10 protein-coding genes are annotated in these 18675 nt (G+C 58.4%); 3 read left to right on the forward strand and 7 right to left on the reverse strand.

What is annotated here, in order from left to right; genetic code table 11:
• The first annotated feature begins 208 nt into the window (after positions 1 to 208).
• Entirely contained in the window at positions 209 to 7996 is a 7788-nt protein-coding gene (locus CKW14_RS22365) for a dermonecrotic toxin domain-containing protein (RefSeq protein ID WP_095126158.1), read from the forward strand.
• Between the two features lie 7 nt (positions 7997 to 8003).
• On the opposite strand, the gene argR is transcribed toward CKW14_RS22365, so the two are convergent.
• The 7 genes from argR to acs form a co-directional block, all read right to left on the reverse strand.
• Positions 8004 to 8996, reverse strand: coding sequence for a transcriptional regulator ArgR (gene argR / locus CKW14_RS22370; protein ID WP_176471324.1), 993 nt, complete (start codon positions 8994 to 8996; stop codon positions 8004 to 8006).
• A gap of 246 nt (positions 8997 to 9242) precedes the next feature.
• Entirely contained in the window at positions 9243 to 10007 is a 765-nt protein-coding gene (locus tag CKW14_RS22375) for an ABC transporter ATP-binding protein (protein ID WP_007912705.1), read from the reverse strand.
• Between the two features lie 27 nt (positions 10008 to 10034).
• Positions 10035 to 11147: a M14 family metallopeptidase gene (locus CKW14_RS22380; RefSeq protein WP_095126159.1), complete on the reverse strand. Its 1113-nt coding sequence runs from the start codon at positions 11145 to 11147 to the stop codon at positions 10035 to 10037.
• A 1-nt stretch (position 11148) separates the two neighbouring features.
• Positions 11149 to 11847, reverse strand: coding sequence for an ABC transporter permease (locus CKW14_RS22385; RefSeq protein ID WP_007912703.1), 699 nt, complete (start codon positions 11845 to 11847; stop codon positions 11149 to 11151).
• Entirely contained in the window at positions 11844 to 12533 is a 690-nt protein-coding gene (locus tag CKW14_RS22390) for an ABC transporter permease (protein WP_007912702.1), read from the reverse strand. The genes CKW14_RS22385 and CKW14_RS22390 overlap by 4 nt, the downstream gene beginning before the upstream one ends.
• 91 nt (positions 12534 to 12624) lie before the next feature.
• The gene (locus CKW14_RS22395; protein WP_038366516.1) at positions 12625 to 13398 is read right to left on the reverse strand and encodes an ABC transporter substrate-binding protein; all 774 of its coding nucleotides are present in this window, start codon (positions 13396 to 13398) and stop codon (positions 12625 to 12627) included.
• A 748-nt stretch (positions 13399 to 14146) separates the two neighbouring features.
• The gene (gene acs, locus CKW14_RS22405; RefSeq protein WP_095048126.1) at positions 14147 to 16102 is read right to left on the reverse strand and encodes an acetate--CoA ligase; all 1956 of its coding nucleotides are present in this window, start codon (positions 16100 to 16102) and stop codon (positions 14147 to 14149) included.
• A 454-nt stretch (positions 16103 to 16556) separates the two neighbouring features.
• Here acs and CKW14_RS22410 point away from each other — a divergent pair, with 454 nt between their 5' ends.
• Both CKW14_RS22410 and CKW14_RS22415 read left to right on the forward strand, forming a co-directional pair.
• Positions 16557 to 16817, forward strand: coding sequence for a DUF2790 domain-containing protein (locus CKW14_RS22410; RefSeq protein ID WP_093430405.1), 261 nt, complete (start codon positions 16557 to 16559; stop codon positions 16815 to 16817).
• Positions 16818 to 17358: 541 nt separating this feature from the next.
• A complete protein-coding gene (locus tag CKW14_RS22415; protein WP_095126160.1) occupies positions 17359 to 18609 on the forward strand; it encodes a ribonucleotide-diphosphate reductase subunit beta in 1251 nt (416 codons plus the stop codon).
• Positions 18610 to 18675: the final 66 nt, after the last annotated feature.

Here is an 18675-nt window from a genome sequence, read left to right on the forward strand (position 1 = left end):
TTCTTATAGCGCAAACCCCGGATTTTCCCGGGTTTACGGCAATGCGACATATAGCGTCGCAAAGGCGCAGTTTAACTGGCACCGTCGATTTGCGGCAGGCTGCAGAGAATACCAACTCAACCCTGCGACAAAGATATAAATATGTACCGCACAAGGGTGGCCGGTTGCTGATTTGCTGCGCGTTCTTTTCAACGCCAAGGAATGGCCCATGCACCTGACTCAGCGACACCCTCCGACAGCCTCGACCGCCACGAACAACGCGCTGCATCCAGACGATCATTACCTGCCGCTGAAAAATGCCTTGCCCGATTGGCTCGGCGCCGCGACACCGACTCGCCGCCAGGCACTCACGAACAGCCTGCCGCGCCTGTCCCTCACTCTCCAGTCGGCACCTGCCGAGCAACATCAGCAGATGAATAGCCTCAACGCCACGCAATGGGCCGCGCAAAGCAAGGTCGATCAAAGCCTGGAGCACTTGCAGGACGCCAGCACCTTTGCCGAGCCCTTGCTCCAGCAAGAACTGAAAAACTGGTTCGGCCTGGACCTGGATGTGCGCAACACCTTCGTGCGCCTGTACATCCCCGCAACCACTCCGTGGTTTCCGATCCGCACCGGCACGCGCGCCTGGACCGTGTCGTTACTGGAGGCCGCGCTGCACAACTTCGAGGAATCGGAAACCCGTGACGATGCCTTCGAAGCTGACTCGACCTTCGTCACTCGTCCCACCGTCAGCGGCCAGTTCAGTCCCCTGCCGGCGATCAAGGCGAAAATGAGCATCGCCGCTTTCACCCGATTGTGCCGAAGACTGGACATCGGCGCGCGATACAAGGCCCATCTCAAAGACAACCTCGGCTATACCGATCCGATGGTGGCCACCGTGCTGCGCAACAAAATCGATGACAGCCAGAAAGCCGCGATGAAAGCCGCCCTGCAGTGGGCGCGGATGAACCGCGATGTGTCGGAAAGCTATTTTCGCTTGATCGATGCCGTGCTCGACGGCATGAAAGGCCTGTACATCAGCGGGGCAGCGGTGTTGTGCCATGACATGGGGATGCTGTGCGCACCGCTGACCGGTATCGTCGTGTTTGCCCCAGACCTGTACGCCTCGCGAGACCCGGCAAGGGTGGTGGCTTATGTCCCCGATGATCCCGAGCACCCTTTCAAGGAATACGCCTCGACCTACGACCTGGTCGCTGAACTGACCCGCCAGTTGCGCTCGAAAGACTACCAGCAGTTTTTCAGCCGATTCGTGAACCACGAACATCGAGGTGTTTTCTTCAGCACCCTCAATAGCCGCTTGAGCCAGATCATGTGGCACCCGCCCGAGTCCGGCAGCTCGCTGCCCGCATGGCGCGACACCGCTGTCGAGCGCCCGGATCTGCAAACCACGCTGACCGCGTTCCATGACAATCTCTGGCAACACATCCATCACGCGAAACTGAACAAGATCTTCAATGACGCCAGGGTGATCGCCGTACCCACCGCGGTGGTCGACCAAAAAGCGCGCTGGGCCTTCTGGGACTCGGTGAGCAACATCATTTCCACCATCGTGCAGACCGCCGCGCTGATCGTTGCGCCGTTCGTGCCGGTGCTGGGTGAAGCCATGATGGCGTACATGGCCTATCAAATGCTCGATGAAGCGTTCGAAGGCGTCATCGAGTGGGCGCAGGGGCGAACGACCGAAGCCTTGGAACTCTTGATGGGCACCGTGGAATCGATGATCCAGTTGGGCCTGTTCGCCGTGGGCGGCAAGATTGGCGCGGCCGAGTTCCGCAAGATTTTGCCCAAGGAAGTCGTGGCGTTCATCGACCGCTTCAAACCGGTAAAACTGGCCAGTGGCAAGACCCGCTATTGGGAGCCGGATCTCGAACGCTACAAGCACCCGCAGGTTCCAACGGCAGATTCGCAACCCGATGCGCTGGGTTTGCACACGCATCAGGGCAAGCGCCTGCTGCCCTTGGAGGATGCCCACTTTGCAGTAAAAGAAAGCCAGGTGCCGGGGCAGTACCGCATTGAACACCCGAGCCGCCCCGACGCTTACCAACCGGTGGTGCGCCACAATGGCGAAGGCGCCTGGCACACTGAACTCGAGCAACCGCTGGAATGGGATGGCGAGACGGTTCTGCGCCGTATCGGTTCTTCCGTCGAGAGCCTGTCGCCGAACGAGCGCGAAACCGTCTTGCGGATCAGCGGAACCAGCGAAGACGCGTTGCGCAAAATGCATGTCAATCAGGAAAAAGTCCCGCCTTTGCTTGCCGACAGTATCCAGCGCTTCAAGATTGATCAGCAGTTGCAACGCTTCATCGATCAGCTCGAGAGCCATGTCGCCGAAGAGTTTTTGCGCGCTGATCCGGTCACACAGCTGCAGGTGCTCAGCGAATACGGGCGCTGGCCAAGCGATAAGTGCCTGCGTCTGCTCGATCGACAAGGGCAGCAGCTGTGGCAATCGTCTGCGGACGCAAGCCTGCCCGTGACCGAACTGCGCCAGGACAGCCTGGTCGGTGACGACGTGCTTAAAACCCTGCTCTATAGTCTCGACGAGACGCAGATCAAAGCCTTGTTGAACGAACCCTTTGCGGGACCGACGCAGTCCATCGAGGTACGCAGTCAGAACCTGCGCAAGCAAGTGGCCGATCTCGCCAAACGCAACAGAAGCGCGCTGTTCGAGGCGCGTTATCAGACCCTTCAGCACCTCGATGATCCGCTGGCGGCACGACTCAAGGCCCACCCTCCCGAACTGCCGGCCAGCATCACCCGCGAACTGCTCGATACCGCGACCGGCAGCGAACTGTTGCAGATCAGCGAAGGACAATTGCCCGCGCGCCAGCAGGCACTCATGCAGATGGCCAGTCAGGAGGTGCGCGTTACCCGCGCCTATGAAGGCCTGGAGCTGGACTCGGTGAGCAATTCCGACTCCGACTCTCTGGCGCTGCACAGCCTCAAATTGTTGCCAGGCTGGAGCGGCGATGTACGGATCGAGATCCGGGACAGGCGCTACGAGGGCCCGTTACTGGACACCATCGGCCGTGAAGATGCAGCCGCACACAAGGTTCTGGTTCGCCGCGACGATGGCCAATATCAACCTTACGACGATCGTGGGCAGCAGCTGCATTCGTTCAGCGATTTCTATTCCAGCCTGTTGTACGCATTACCCGACAGCGAGCGCCAGAACCTCGACATCCGGATTGGCCAGGGCCAGGCGCTGAAGGCGACCATTCGCGAACGTACGCTTGAGCGCAACGAGTTGCGTCAGGTGATCGGCGATACGCCGACCCAACCGTCGGCTGTCGACACACTGCGGCTGCTGGGGACCGATGGTTATCCCCCTGCGCCACCACGTCCGCCGCGCCCCAGTTCCCAACCGCGCACACTCGAAGAAGACATCCGGGTGCTCTATCCGCGAATGTCGAACCGTGAGGTGGGTTATCTCGCCGAAAGCATGCTACGCAGTCCCGCTGGCCCACGCGCAGAGATACTTCGCCTGCAAAATGACTACCTGCAATTGCAGAACGAACTGCATGTCTGGGCCAACAATCCGCCCGCCATTCACCCCGAAACCGGCATGGCGCTCACGCCGCTGGAGAAGCGCGCCGAAATCCAGAACCGCAGGTTGCTCAGGGACGAGTTACTCAAAAGCTGGCGACGGGAGAACGTCACGCACTACGATCAACAGGGCTTCGCCGCCGGGCACGCCGTGCTGCTTAAGCACGCCATCATCGGCGACTTGCCCGTCCTCTCGAGCGATTTCAGTCATATCACTTCGCTCGGCATTGATGGCAGCCCCATGACCACCTCGGTCGAGCGCTTTTTGCAGTCTTTCAGTCAGTTGCAGATTCTGGATGCGCGCAACCTCAACCTGCCAAGCCTGCCACAAGCGCTGACCTCGATGCGCTCGCTGCGCGAATTGAGATTACGCGATTGCCGAGTCAGCCTGACAACGGTCACCGAGTCGGTGTTCGCCTCTATGCCGCAACTCACTCTGCTCGATCTGGAAGGCAACGCGCTGGGCTTGCCGCCGGACCTGCACTCGATGCCTGCATTGCGTTACGTCAATCTGTCGAATACCGGTATTTACACGGTGCCCGACGATTTGCTGGATCATCCACGCCTGATCTCGGCGCAATTCGATCGCAACCGCATCACCCGGATACCGGAAAGGTTTTTCAACCTGCCCAGCTCCCTCAGCGACGGTTACACCTTTGCTGACAACCCGTTGAGTGCGGCCTCTCGCGAACGGGTGAAAGTGTTCTTCGAGCACACCGGAAAGTACTTCGGTGTACGGCCTGTACAGGAAGATCTGCAGCGCACGATCGCCTTGTTCCCAGCCCTTGATGCTGAAAAAGCTACACAGGTGTTGTACCGACTGCCCGGGCCGTTGGCCGAATTCGGTGCACAGTTGTCGCGCTGGGAAGATGAACTCGGCGCCCTGAACCTCGAACTCAATCAATGGACCAACCAGGCCGCCGTCCTTGACCCTGAGACGGGCGAACGTCTGCCCCTTGAAGCACAAACCCGCGAACTGGACGCCAGGCGATCCTTTGCGCAACAGATCGAGCAGCTCTGGCGCAGCCCGCCCGGCTACTACCGCCTCAAAGTACTCAGGGCAACGGCAACGTTCACGGGGGATATGCCGACGCTCAGCGCCGGTTTCGAGCACGTTACCCGGCTGGACCTCAACGGCAACGCCAATATCACCAACGCCCTGCGCTTCGTCGAGTGCTTCCCGAACCTGGCCGAGCTGAAAATGAACGGCTTCGAACTGGAGCCGCTTGCGCTTGGCGAAGTAAAACTGCCTCGACTGACCGACCTGGAGCTGAAAAATTGTGGCGTGGTCATGACCCCGGAAAATCAGGCTGTGCTGCTTTCACTCGACAGCCTCGACTCGCTGAACTTGAGTAACAATCCGCTGGGGACGTTCCCCGACCTGAACCTGCTGCCCCAACTGGACGATCTCGACCTGTCCAACTGCGGGCTGACCGTCGTGCCTGAAGGATTGACCAGCCATCCGGTTTTTCGAACCGTGGTGCTTGCGGGGAACCGCATCACGCAACTGCCTGACGCGCTGTTCGACCTTCCCGCCGATCGCAGTAACGCCATTGACCTTGCCGACAACCCGCTATCGGCAGCCTCCCGCGACCAGATCAAGAATTACTTCCGCAGCCATCGAAACGACTTTGACGTACTGGCTGACGAGCAAGACGTTGCCCTCGCCCGGCAGTTGTTTCCCGGTCTTAACGCACAAGAGGCCAGCGAGATGATCTACGACTTGCCTGGCGACCTGGCCGGCGGTCGAAAACAACTCGTGCGCTGGAGAGCGGAGCTGCAACAAATGCGCGAGGATCTGGCGCGCTGGGCACTGGAAACTCCATCAGCGCACCCGGTTACAGGTCAGGTGCTTAGCGAAGGCGAGCGTCTGGAGCAACAAGACGCGCGTTCCGCCTTCAAGGAGCTCATGGAGGATTTCTGGCGTGAAAGGTCAATTGACACCGGCGCGCGCACCGCGTCTTTTGCGACAGACCTGAAGTTCTTCGGCGAACTGCCCCGCCTGACTGTGAACTTCGATCACGTGACAAGCCTCAAGCTTGCAGGCAATGCAACGACCACAGGCTTCGATGCATTTGCTGCCTTGTTCCCGAATCTTCAGGCGCTGGAACTGAAAGCCTTCGCGCTCGATGACATCCCCTCATTCGTCGGGCGCCTCAAGGATCTCAAAGAGCTCAAACTGACTGACTGCGCGCTGACATTCACGCCTGAAGGGCAGCAACTGCTCGGTGCCATGTCCAAACTGCAGTTGCTCGATCTGAGCCACAACCCGCTGACAATCGCACCTGATTTGAACGCCTTGCCAAACCTGACGAGCGTTTCACTTGCCCATACAGATATCAGCAGCGTGCCCGAGGGTATCGCCGAGCATCCGGCTCTTGAAATTCTCCATCTCAATAACAACAACATCACCGAGCTGCCGGACACTTTTTTCAGCTTGAGTGCCGATCAGGCCGACGGCGTATATCTGAACGATAATCCGCTGTCCTTGAATGCTCGCGAGCGCATCAAGCGCTACTACGCCACACAGGGACGCAACTTCCGGGTCAAACCGGCATCGGCTGACATTGCCATGGCGCAAAGACTGTTCCCGCGACTGGGTGACAACGCGGCCATCAACATGATTTATCGCCTGCCCGGGACATTGCTGGCCGGCACGACTCAACTGCTCAGTTGGGAGGCAGAAATCGCCCGAATGATGGGTGATCTCAACGCGTGGCGTGAGCGTCTGCCGGTCAACAATCCGTTGACTGAACTGCCATGGACTGCTCAGGAAAAAGCCACAGAACTCGCCGCCAGACAAGAATTCAGCGACAAGCTTGAGCAACTCTGGCGCGGCCGGCGTAACGACAATTCAGCACTACGGTTCAACACCTTCGATGCCAAGCCGGCGTTTACCGGTGAGTTACCGGAGCTGAGCACTGATTTCACTCATATCACGCATCTCAATCTTCAGGGCAATCCAGGGCTGAAGGTTTCCGGGGGTTTTCTCAGAAGCTTCAGCGGATTGCAGGGACTGGAACTGCAGGGCTTCGGCCTCGGCCGCATACCTCAAGCGCTTCAAAGCCTGTCGTCGCTCGAAACGTTGATGCTGAGCAAGTGCCAGATCACTCTGGATCCTGAAGGACAAGCGATCCTGTCCACGCTGACCCGATTGAAATCGCTGGACTTGTACAGCAACACATTGCAGGCCACGCCCGATGTATCGGCCCTGCAAAACCTGACGTTCATCGATCTGATCAACACCGGGATCGATAGTGTGCCTGCCGGGCTGGAACAGCTGCCGCATCTGGAAGTGGCGTTGCTGAGCGACAACAACATCATCGAACTGCCGGCGGAACTGACGCGTTATTCTGGTCGCGGCATGGAGCTGGGCAGCAACCCGCTGTCAGAGGCTTCCAGAGAACGAGTCAAAGCCGCTTTCCAGGCCAAGGCCGACAACTTTGGTATCTCCGCTCGACAGGACGACATCGAACTGGCTCAAAGTCTTTACCCATCGCTGTCCGGTTTCGACGCCAACGATCTTATCTACAGCCTTCCGGGTACGCTGGCCGATGGACGTCTTGAGCTGATGCGCCGCAAAACCGAGCTGACCGGCCTGCTCGACCGCCTGGGCACCTGGGCAAATGAGCCTCCCAGCGATCCTGTAACGCAGATGCCACTTGGGAACGACGCAGCAGCGACGGAAAAACTCAATCGCCAAACCTTCAGGCTCAACCTGGAAAAGGAACTGCGCCTAACGCCCACGTTCCTGACAGATCCAGCGGTTTACTGCGAGTTGTCGTTTACCGGTGAGCTGCCGCCGCTGACCGCACGCTTTGACCACATTGAAAAAATGAATCTGACCACCAAAGCGTCCGCCCCGCCTCGGGTTGATCGTCTGCTGGAGCTTTTTCCCAAGCTCAAAGACATCGACATCCGCAAATTTCCGCTGGGCGAGATTCCCGCCCCGATCTTCGCTATGGACAGGCTGCGCAGCCTGCATCTGCCCGACTGTGGAATCACCCTGACGGAACCGGCTGCAGAGGCCTTCGCAGGCTGGAAAAACCTGAGTTCCGTGGACCTGAGCAACAATCCGCTCAACATTGTTCCAGACCTGAGGCATCTCCCGCAGTTGGACAATCTGCGTCTCGGCAATTGCGCCTTGAGCAAGGTACCTGACGGTCTGTTCGAGCTGCCTCGATTGACGAGCGCGGACTTGTCCGGGAACGCGATTACCGAGTTGCCAGGCGAGTTTCCTTCACAGCCCGGCGACGCCGTGACCGAATACAACTTCGACGACAACCCCCTTCACCCGGAAAGTCAGCAACGCCTGGACAGATACACCACGGCGTTTAACGAGCAAATGAACGAAAGATGGAGGACGGGGGTCCGGCGCGAACTTGACGACTTCGTGGATTCGGATTTTTCCGATGGCGAGGAGCGACCATTACCATCGACAAGGCATAGCTGACCCGCCGTCAGCCACGTTCTGGCGGCACTGACGACAACTCGAACGGGCTGCTGCTGCGCCGCTGGTTGCGATCTTCCCGCGGCGTGGCACCGAAGAAGTTGCGATAGGCGCTGGAGAAATGCGGCCCCGAGGAGAAGCCACAGGACAGGCCGATCTGGATGATCGACTTGCTGGTCTGCATCAACATCTGCCGGGCTTTGTTCAGGCGCAGCTCCAGGTAGTACTGGCTCGGCACACGGTTGAGGTATTGCTTGAAGATCCGCTCCAACTGGCGACGGGACACGCACACATGCTGGGCGATTTCGTCGGTGGTCAGCGGTTCTTCGATGTTGGCTTCCATCAGCAACACCGCTTGGGTGAGCTTCGGATGGCTGGAGCCGAGACGGTTCTGCAACGGGATGCGCTGACGCTCGCCGCCCTCGCGAATGCGTTCAACGACCAGTTCTTCCGAAACCGCTCCGGCCAACTCTGCACCGTGATCGCGAGCCAATACCGCCAGTAGCAGATCAAGCACGGACATGCCGCCGCACGCGGTCAGGCGATCGCGATCCCAGTCGAACAGGTGACTGGTGGCAATGACTTTAGGGAAACGCTCGGCGAAATCGTCCTGCCAGCGCCAGTGCACGGCAGCACGATAACCGTCGAGCAACCCCAGTTGCGCCAACGGATAGACACCGGCCGACAGACCGCCGATGACCGTACCCGCACGTACCAATTGCTTGAGCGCACTGCTCAGTGCCGGCGCCAATGTGGTCGGCGGCTCGTCAGCGAGCAGGAACAGTTTCTGGAAGTTTTCGAGTTTGCCGGTCCAGGCTTCACCGGGCAATTGCCAGGCGCCTTCGGCCGCCGCTGCGGTCACGGCTTCCGCCTGCAGGAACGACAGCTCGTAAACCACCTCCGGGTGCACACGCTGAGCAACACGCAAGGCTTCCTCCGCCAGCGCCAGCGTCAACGCTTTAGTGCTGGGCCAAATCAGGAAACCAATTCGATGGGCAGTCATGGGCGGGCGATCCGAAACGAAGAACAGTGATGAAGGCATGGGCCAATGCTAGCCCGTAAATGAACACAAATCTTGAGACCAACACCGATCAACTGTAGGAGCTGTCGAGTGAAACGAGGCTGCGATCTTTTGATCTTGTTGTTGAAGATCAAAAGATCGCAGCCTTCGGCAGCTCCTACAGGAAATTGAAGCCAGCCTACTGGCTGCGAAGCATGCACTATCGCGGTGCACAACGGCAGCCCTGATTTATTTCAAACTGCCCGAGAGGAATTGTTGCAAACGTTCAGACTGCGGATTCACCAGCACTTCACGCGGGTTGCCGCTTTCTTCAACAACACCTTTGTGCAGGAACACCAACTGGTTCGACACTTCACGGGCAAAGCCCATTTCGTGCGTGACCACGACCATGGTGCGACCTTCCTGAGCCAGCGCTTGCATGACTTTCAGCACGTCTCCCACCAACTCCGGGTCGAGGGCTGAAGTCGGTTCGTCGAACAGCATCACCTCAGGTTCCATCGCCAGCGCACGGGCGATCGCCACACGCTGCTGCTCGCCACCGGACATGTGCCCCGGGAACGCGTCTTTACGATGGGCCACACCGACCTTGTTCAGATAGTACTCGGCTTTTTCGCGGGCTTCGTACTTGGGTACGCCCAGTACGTGAACCGGCGCTTCCATGATGTTTTCAATAGCAGTCATGTGCGACCACAGGTTGAAATGCTGGAACACCATCGACAGGCGCGAACGCATGCGTTGCAGCTGTTTCGGATCAGCGGCTTTCAGCGCGCCGTCCTTGTTCGCCACCAGTTTCAGCTCTTCGTTGTTGAGCAGAATCTTGCCCGCGTGCGGCTGCTCGAGCAGGTTGATGCAGCGCAGGAAAGTACTTTTGCCGGAGCCACTGGAGCCGATGATGCTGATCACATCGCCGGCTGCCGCTTTCAGGGACACGCCCTTGAGCACTTCGTGACTGCCATAGCGTTTATGCAGGTCTTGGACTTCAAGTTTGTACATGCGGTCGGTTCTCACAAAAACAGTCAGTCAGTCGTTGAGCAAGCGCCCGTGACGCAGCGCTTCGCGCCCCGCCACCTTGGCCAGCCAGAAACCGGGTTGGGCATAACGCAGCCGTTCAATGGCAAACAGCACCCCGGAGGTACCAGCACACACCGTGCTGACCCGATCGGACAGAGGATCAATCACTTCAAAAATCTCGTCGCCGGCCTCGACCCACTCGCCGGGCTTGCGCAGAAAACTTACGACGCCCGGATGCGGCGCGAACAGCAACTCGGTGCCTTCGAACGGCATGCCTTCACAGGCCTCGTGCGCCGGGTTCGGCCACTCGCCGGTGATCAAACCTTGCTCGGCGAGGAAGGCGAGAATGCCTTCAGCATACGCGCAAGCTTCGGCGCGACCGGTATCGGCCTGACCGCCCAGCTCAATGGTCGTTGCCAGACACGCCAGTGGAATCTGCGCATCAGGGAACTGCCGCGACAGACGCAGCCATGGCAGCGAACAAGCCTCATCGAACGAGCTGCCGCCGGAATCTTCCGCGAGCAATCCGACCTTCACATTCAGGTGCGCGGCCAGTGAGCGCCACTGCGGCCAATGCTGCGGCAACGCGTACATGTGCAGTGCGGCTTCGGCATCGCAGTGCAAGTCCAGCACCACGTCGGCTGTGCAGGCATGGCTGAGCAACACGCGCTGCATGCCTTGCAACTGGCTGCTCGCCTCTGGCAATGCCGCCAGGTGATCGGCCATGGCCTGACGAATCAGGCGCACATTGGCTTGCGGATCGTCACCGAGATTGTCGGCTAAAGCGGCCGCAACCGGCGCGCTCAGTTCGACGAAATCACGATTGAAATTCTTGCCACTGCCGGCCTCGAAACGGCCCTGGTGATTGCCTTGCAGCAATTGCCCGAGACCCAAGGGGTTGGCGACTGGCACCAGCTCGATGACACCGTTGAGCAGGCCTTTGGCTTCGAGTTCGCCGAGGCGCTTTTTCAGCTCCCAGGCGGTGCGCATGCCCGGCAATTCGTCAGCGTGCAGGCTGGCCTGAATATAGGCCTTGCGCTCGCCGCGACCGAAGCGAAAGACCGAAATCTTGCGCTCGCTGCCCAAGTGGCTCCACGGCAATACGTGGTCGATGCGTTCCATATCAGTGCTTCCGCGGGGCCAGGTAGCTCAACCAGCGACGCTCGGCCAGTTTGAACAGCTTGACCAGAATGAACGTCAGGCACAGGTAGAACACGCCAGCGGTGATGTACGCCTCGAACGGCAGATAGAACTGCGCGTTGACCGTGCGTGCTGCGCCAGTGATGTCGATCAAGGTCACGATGGAGGCCAGACTGGTGGTCTGCAACATCATGATCACTTCGTTGCTGTACTGCGGCAGTGCCCGGCGCAGGGCCGATGGCAGCAGAATGCGCTTGTACAGTTTGAAGCGCGACATGCCCATGGCCTTGGCCGCTTCGATCTCACCGTTCGGCGTGGCTTTGAGGCTGCCGGCAATGATTTCCGCGGTGTAGGCGCTGGTGTTGACCGCAAAGGCCAGGCACGCGCAGAACGTTGCGCTGGACAGCCATGGCCACAGGAAGCTTTCGCGGACCGCTTCGAACTGCGCCAGACCGTAGTAGATCAGGAACAGTTGCACCAGCATCGGCGTGCCACGAATCACGTAGGTGTAAAGCCACGCGGCGCCGTTGACGACTGGGTTCTTCGAGACGCGCATCAGCCCCAGCGGCAGGGCCGCGAGCAGACCGAAAAACAGCGACAGCGCGAGCAGTTTAAGGGTGGTCAGCAGGCCGCCGAGGTACAGCGGCATGGCCTCCCAAATGACGTTGTAGTCGAAGATCATAGATCAGCCGCCCTTACGCCTACCGAGTAGCGCTTCTCAAGTTGACGCAGGATCAGCAACGAAACACTGGTGATCACCAGGTACATCGCCGCCACTGCGAGGAAGAAGGTGAAAGGCTCGCGGGTGGCATCTGCCGCCTGCTTGGCCTTGAACATCATGTCTTGCAGACCGACCACGGAAATCAGCGCGGTGGCCTTGGTGAGAACCAGCCAGTTGTTGGTGAAGCCCGGAATCGCCAGGCGAATCATCTGCGGCACCATCACCCGGAAGAACACCTGAAAACTGCTCATGCCGTACGCCATGCCCGCTTCGGCCTGACCTTTTGGAATGGCCATGAACGCGCCACGGAAGGTTTCCGACAGGTACGCACCGAAGATGAAACCGAGGGTGCCGATGCCGGCGGCCAGCGGATTCAAATCGATGTAATCGTCATAGCCGAGCATCGGTGCGACGCGGTTGAGCAAATCCTGACCGCCGTAAAAGATCAGCAGGATCAGCACCAGATCAGGAATCCCGCGGATCACCGTGGAATAAAGATCGCCCAGCCACGCCAGCCAGCGCACCGGCGACAGGCGTAACGCGACACCAATCAGTCCGAGAACGATGGCCAGAGCCATGGACGACAAGGCGAGCTGAAGCGTCAGCCATGCGCCATCGAGGATGACAGCCCCGTAGCCTTTCAACATGATTCAGGTCCTCGAAAGTTGGGATGAAAAAATGGCGCAAACCGCAGAGATCCTGTTGCTTGCGCCATTTCGGACTTGTCGCAGAGACGTTTTACTTGCCGTAGATATCGAAGGCGAAGTACTTGTCCTGGATTGCCTTGTATTTGCCGTTTTCACGGATGGCCGCGATGGCCGCGTTAATCTTGTCTTTCAGGGCGTCACCCTTACGGACTGCGATGCCTACGCCGTCGCCGAAGTATTTGACGTCGGTGAACGCAGGACCTGCAAACGCGAAGCCTTTGCCGGCGTCGGTGTTGAGGAAGCCATCTTGCAGCAGAGTAGCGTCAGCCACGGTACCGTCGAGGCGACCGGCAGCCACGTCGAGGTAGATTTCGTTCTGCGAGCCGTACGGCTTGATCTCGGCACCCAGCGGGGCGAGGACTTCGCGGGCGAAACGCTCGTGGATCGAACCACGTTGCACGCCGATGTTCTTGCCCTTCAGCTCAGCCAGACCTTCGCTGACCTGAGTACCGGCCTTCATGACCAGACGTGCCGGGGTGTTGTAGTACTTGTTGGTGAAGTCGACCGACTTCTTGCGATCTTCAGTGATCGACATGGACGACAGGATCGCGTCGATCTTGCGCACTTTCAGTGCTGGAATCAGACCGTCGAACTCTTGCTCGACCCACACACACTTGACCTGCATCTGCTCGCACAGAGCGTTGCCGATGTCGTAGTCGAAACCGACGATGCTGCCGTCCGGTGCTTTCGAAGCGAACGGAGGGTAAGCCGCTTCGATACCGATCTTCAGAGGTTTTTCGTCAGCGAAGGCGTTCATCGACAGCACGGACAGTGCCAGGGCGCCAAGCAGCACAAGTTTCTTCATCTTGGGACTCCATCGGTAAAGGGCAAAAACGGCAGAGTGAGCGACAGCCCAATATGCGAATGGGTGAATCGGGAAATCGGTTGCTGCATCGGTGGGAAATTTCCCATTGAAACCGTCGGAGATTTCAACGTCAGCCACGATGAGCGAGTGATCGGCATTCTAACGACAGGCCCGAAGCCGATATTTCTTCAATGCGACAACTAATTACAGATGCACAGAGAAAGCGACTTGAGCACATTGACAGCCTTGCAATTTCATGCAAGAGCGAAAGACAGTGAACCGATCTATGCTGCAAATTGCGGGCCTATTATTCGCAAACCCTTCTAATCCGGCAAGCGCAGCGTTGTGTCTTATTTTTCACCGGGGGTTTCGAGGCTCTAAAACGGGGCAATGCGTTTCCCTTTGCCCCGCTCCGGGGCGGGCGGTTACACATTCGGTTACGTGGAAGGTGTTGGGTAACAGGGGGAAATGTCTTACGGGGGAGATCGATAATTATTGACCCCCCGATCGTTCCCACGCTCTGCGTGGGAATGCAGCAAGGGACGCTCCGCGTCCCCGGAGCCGACGCAGAGCGTCGAGGGAGGCATTCCCACGCAGAGCGTGGGAACGATCGGAAGGTACTCGGTCAAACTGTGGGAGCGAGCCTGCTCGCGAAGAGGCCCGCCCAGCCACCACAAAACCCCCAGACACAAAAAAACCCCGCCCGGCAAACACCGGACGGGGCTTTTCAATGCATCAAGCCGAATGCTTAAGCAACATTCATGGTCTTGTGCGTATCAATCAAATGCTGCACCACACCCGGATCCGCCAGGGTCGAGATATCCCCCAACCCGTCATATTCCGCCGTGGCAATCTTGCGCAGAATCCGGCGCATGATCTTGCCCGAGCGGGTCTTCGGTAGCCCTGGCGCCCACTGGATCACATCCGGCGAAGCAATCGGGCCGATCTCCTTGCGCACCCAGTTCTTCAATTCCAGACGAAGCTGCTCAGTCGGCTCCTCGCCATTCTTCAACGTGACATAGACATAAATGCCCTGCCCCTTGATGTCATGCGGCACACCGACCACCGCCGCCTCAGCAACTTTCGGATGCGCAACCATCGCGCTTTCGATCTCGGCCGTACCCATGCGGTGGCCAGAGACGTTAAGCACGTCATCCACGCGCCCGGTGATCCAGTAGTAGCCATCGGCATCACGACGCGCGCCGTCACCGGTGAAATACATGCCACGGAAGGTCTTGAAGTAGGTATCGACGAAACGATCGTGATCGCCATACAGCGTGCGCGCCTGACCTGGCCACGAGTCGAGAATCACCAGATTGCCTTCAGCCTCGCCCTCAATAATGTTACCGAGGTTGTCGACCAGCGCCGGCACCACACCAAAGAACGGACGTGCTGCCGAACCCGGCTTCAGCGCGTGGGCACCCGGCAACGGGCTCATCATGTTGCCGCCGGTCTCAGTCTGCCACCAGGTATCAACGATCGGGCAACGCGACTTACCGACATTCTTGTAGTACCAGTCCCAGGCTTCCGGGTTGATCGGTTCGCCGACCGAACCGAGCAGACGCAGGCTGCTGCCATCCGCACCTTCAACGGCGGCCTGACCCGAGGCCATCATCGCGCGAATCGCGGTGGGTGCGGTGTAGAGGATGTTGACCTTGTGCTTGTCGACGATCTTCGCCACTCGGGTGATGTCCGGATAGTTCGGCACGCCTTCGAACAGCAACGTGGTCGCGCCATTGGCCAGCGGGCCGTAGACAATGTAACTGTGGCCAGTGACCCAGCCGACGTCGGCGGTGCACCAGTAGATTTCGCCTGGGCGGTAGTCGAACACGCGCTCGTGGGTCATCGCCGCGTACAGCAAATAACCGCCAGTGGTGTGCTGCACGCCCTTCGGCTTGCCGGTGGAGCCGGAGGTATAAAGGATGAACAGCGCTTCTTCCGCGCCCATCTCTTTCGGCGCGCAGACGGTGCCCGCCACTTTCATCAGGTCTTCGTACCAGATGTCGCGATGCTGGTTCCACTTGATGTCGCCGCCGGTGCGCTTGCACACGATGACTTTCTGGATGCTGCTGGTTTCCGGGTTGGTCAGCGCGTCGTCGACGTTGGCCTTGAGGGAAATCTTCTTGCCGGCACGGATGCCTTCGTCAGCGGTGATCACCACTTTCGATTTGCAGTCAATGATGCGACCGGCCAGGGCTTCCGGCGAGAAACCGCCGAACACCACCGAGTGAATCGCGCCGATCCGGGTGCAGGCCAGCATGGCGACCACGGCTTCGGGAATCATCGGCATATAAATGGTTACCACGTCGCCGCGGTGCACGTCCTGACCACGCAAGGCGTTGGCGAGTTTGCACACTTGCTCGTGCAGTTCGCGGTAGGTGATGTTACGGCTTTCGGATGGATCGTCGCCTTCCCAGATGATCGCGACTTGATCGCCGCGCTCGGCCAGATGACGGTCGAGGCAGTTGTAGGAAACGTTCAGGGTGCCGTCGGCAAACCATTTGATGTCGACATGGTGATCGTCGAACGACGTCTGTTTCACCGTGGTGAAAGGCTTGATCCAGTCGAGACGCTTGGCTTGCTCGCGCCAGAAGCCGTCAGGGTTGACGACCGACTGCTGGTACATGGCTTTGTAGGTCGCCTCGTCAGTCAGCGTGTTAGCCAGAACCTCGGGACGAACGGGATACAGAGAAGCCGCACTCATCTTTCCTACCTCGGTGTAATAGTTGTTTTTGTATGACCCTGTTGTAACGGGGCGGGGGCCATAGAACCATTCGACGATGGTAGTAACAAGCCCCTACAAGTCGTGGCGATACCGAACCAAAACCCTCAACCCCATGCCCCACGCCGCCTGTAGGAGCTGCCGAAGGCTGCGATCTTTTGATCTTGCTTCTAACAGCCTTCGGCAGCTCCTACAGGGGGATTTCGGGGATTGTTACCAAATCTGCCAAAGGTGTTTATCAAAACCCGGTCTGTTTACCCCCGCCCCATCTCCCTAAAATTCACCTCGCCGACAAGGCAAACGCGATTAACAACGTTACAGCCCCCACGAAGGCCGTTAATCCAGCTCTCCAGTAATAACTGCAAATGATGAAGTTCCACACGCAACCCTAAAAAGGTTGCGTGACCCCACTCGACCTCAAAAAGGTAAATCTGAAATGAAAGCTTTATTGGTTCTGGCCCTCAGCAGTCTGTGCGCAACCGCCATGGCAGATGAGGTTCCGACTGATGTCGCGCAGCAACAACCGGTTGTTGAGGAATACACTTACTCGACTCACCTGGACATCGCCAAAGTTGTTTCCATGAGCGAAGTTCCGAATGTCTGCGAAGTGGTTCCAGCCAAAATGGAATACGACGACTCCAAAGGTCAGCGTCACATCCTGCGTTACAGCATCATGGGTAACGGCTGTACCAATTGATGTTTGAGACTGCACCGAATTGGATCTCTCAGCGCTTCATTGAGGGTCGATTCCAGCCCGACTTCGGTCGGGCTCAGTTGTGTTTGAAGCCGGTAAAAATGCTTGCAAAACACTAGATGTAGTGAAAAAGCGGTTTTTTTGTTCGTTTTTTGAGCAAATTCACAATAGCGAGATTTTTACGAAAAAAAATCTATCCCCGGCAAAGCCCTGTAAACCCTCACTCTCGTCGAAAAACCACCCTCCTCGACCGCTCCATGCGCGGATTCGCCTCAGCACAGCCGTGTTTTTTTCCCTATAATGCCGCCCCATACGGGTCAGCAATATTCCCTTACAGGGAGCAAAAGCCATTCTGAAGCCCCGCAGCAGCGTTCAACGCTGATTGCGCCCATCAGAGGCTCTCGGAACCCGTCAAAATTTCTGTTTATTTGCCTGCGTGCATCGCTGCAAAAAACGACATCCAACGCGGTCTGTACGACCGTGTGAAAAACCAACCAATCAGGTTTCACACGGGCACAGGCCCTCACGCAGGAGACGACACGTCATGCTGAGCTGGGACGAATTCGACAAAGAAGACAGTGAAGTAGCAGCAGTGAAAGGCGCCAACGCCGGCCACGCTAGCGAAGCCAACATGGACCGCCTCGACAACGCCGGCGGCGCCGCCGCGCTGGAAGCCCGCGCCGTGACCGCCGACGACTCGGCCGCTGTCGCCCGCGCCAAGGCTGCACTGAACTCCCTCGACGTTGCCGAAGGCCTCGCCGAGCTCGAAGGCGCCTCCGCCCGTGTCGCCGTTGACGAAAAGCGCATGATCAACTGCCGCGCCGACCTCAACCAACTCGTGCCATTCAAGTACGACTGGGCCTGGCAGAAGTACCTGGACGGTTGCGCAAACCACTGGATGCCGCAAGAAGTCAACATGACCGCCGACATCGCCCTCTGGAAAAACCCGGAAGGCCTGACCGACGACGAGCGCCGCATCGTCATGCGTAACCTCGGCTTTTTCTCCACCGCCGACTCCCTGGTTGCCAACAACCTGGTCCTGGCCGTGTACCGCCTGATCACCAACCCGGAATGCCGCCAGTACATCCTGCGCCAGGCTTTCGAAGAGGCGATCCACACCCACGCCTACCAGTACTGCATCGAATCGCTGGCCATGGATGAAGGCGAGATCTTCAACATGTACCACGAGATTCCATCGGTCGCTAAAAAAGCCGCCTGGGGCCTGAAATACACCCGTTCGATCTCCGATCCGAAGTTCGAAACCGGCACCCCGGACACCGACAAAGAGCTGCTGCGCAACCTGATCGCCTACTACTGCGTTCTGGAAGGCATCTTCTTCTACTGCGGCTTCACCCAGATCCTGTCCATGGGCCGCCGCAACAAAATGACCGGCGTCGCCGAGCAGTTCCAGTACATCCTGCGCGACGAATCCATGCACCTGAACTTCGGCATCGACGTGATCAACCAGATCAAAATCGAAAACCCGCACCTGTGGGATGCCGAGATGAAGGAAGAAGCGACCCAGATGATTCTGCAGGGTACGCAGCTGGAGATCGAATACGCGCGTGACACCATGCCTCGCGGCGTACTGGGCATGAACGCGGCGATGATGGAGGACTACCTGAAGTTCATCGCTAACCGTCGTTTGAGCCAGATTGGTTTGAAGGAAGAGTATCCAGGGACGACTAACCCGTTCCCTTGGATGAGCGAGATTATGGACTTGAAGAAAGAGAAAAATTTCTTTGAGACTCGTGTGATCGAATACCAAACTGGTGGTGCCTTGAGCTGGGATTGATTCTAGCTGCACCCCAAAAAAACCCGCACATGCGGGTTTTTTTTCGAGTCAGCTTCTGAACGAAAA

The sequence above is a fragment of the Pseudomonas sp. Irchel s3a12 genome, assembly GCF_900187485.1.
GTDB lineage: Bacteria > Pseudomonadota > Gammaproteobacteria > Pseudomonadales > Pseudomonadaceae > Aquipseudomonas > Aquipseudomonas neuropathica.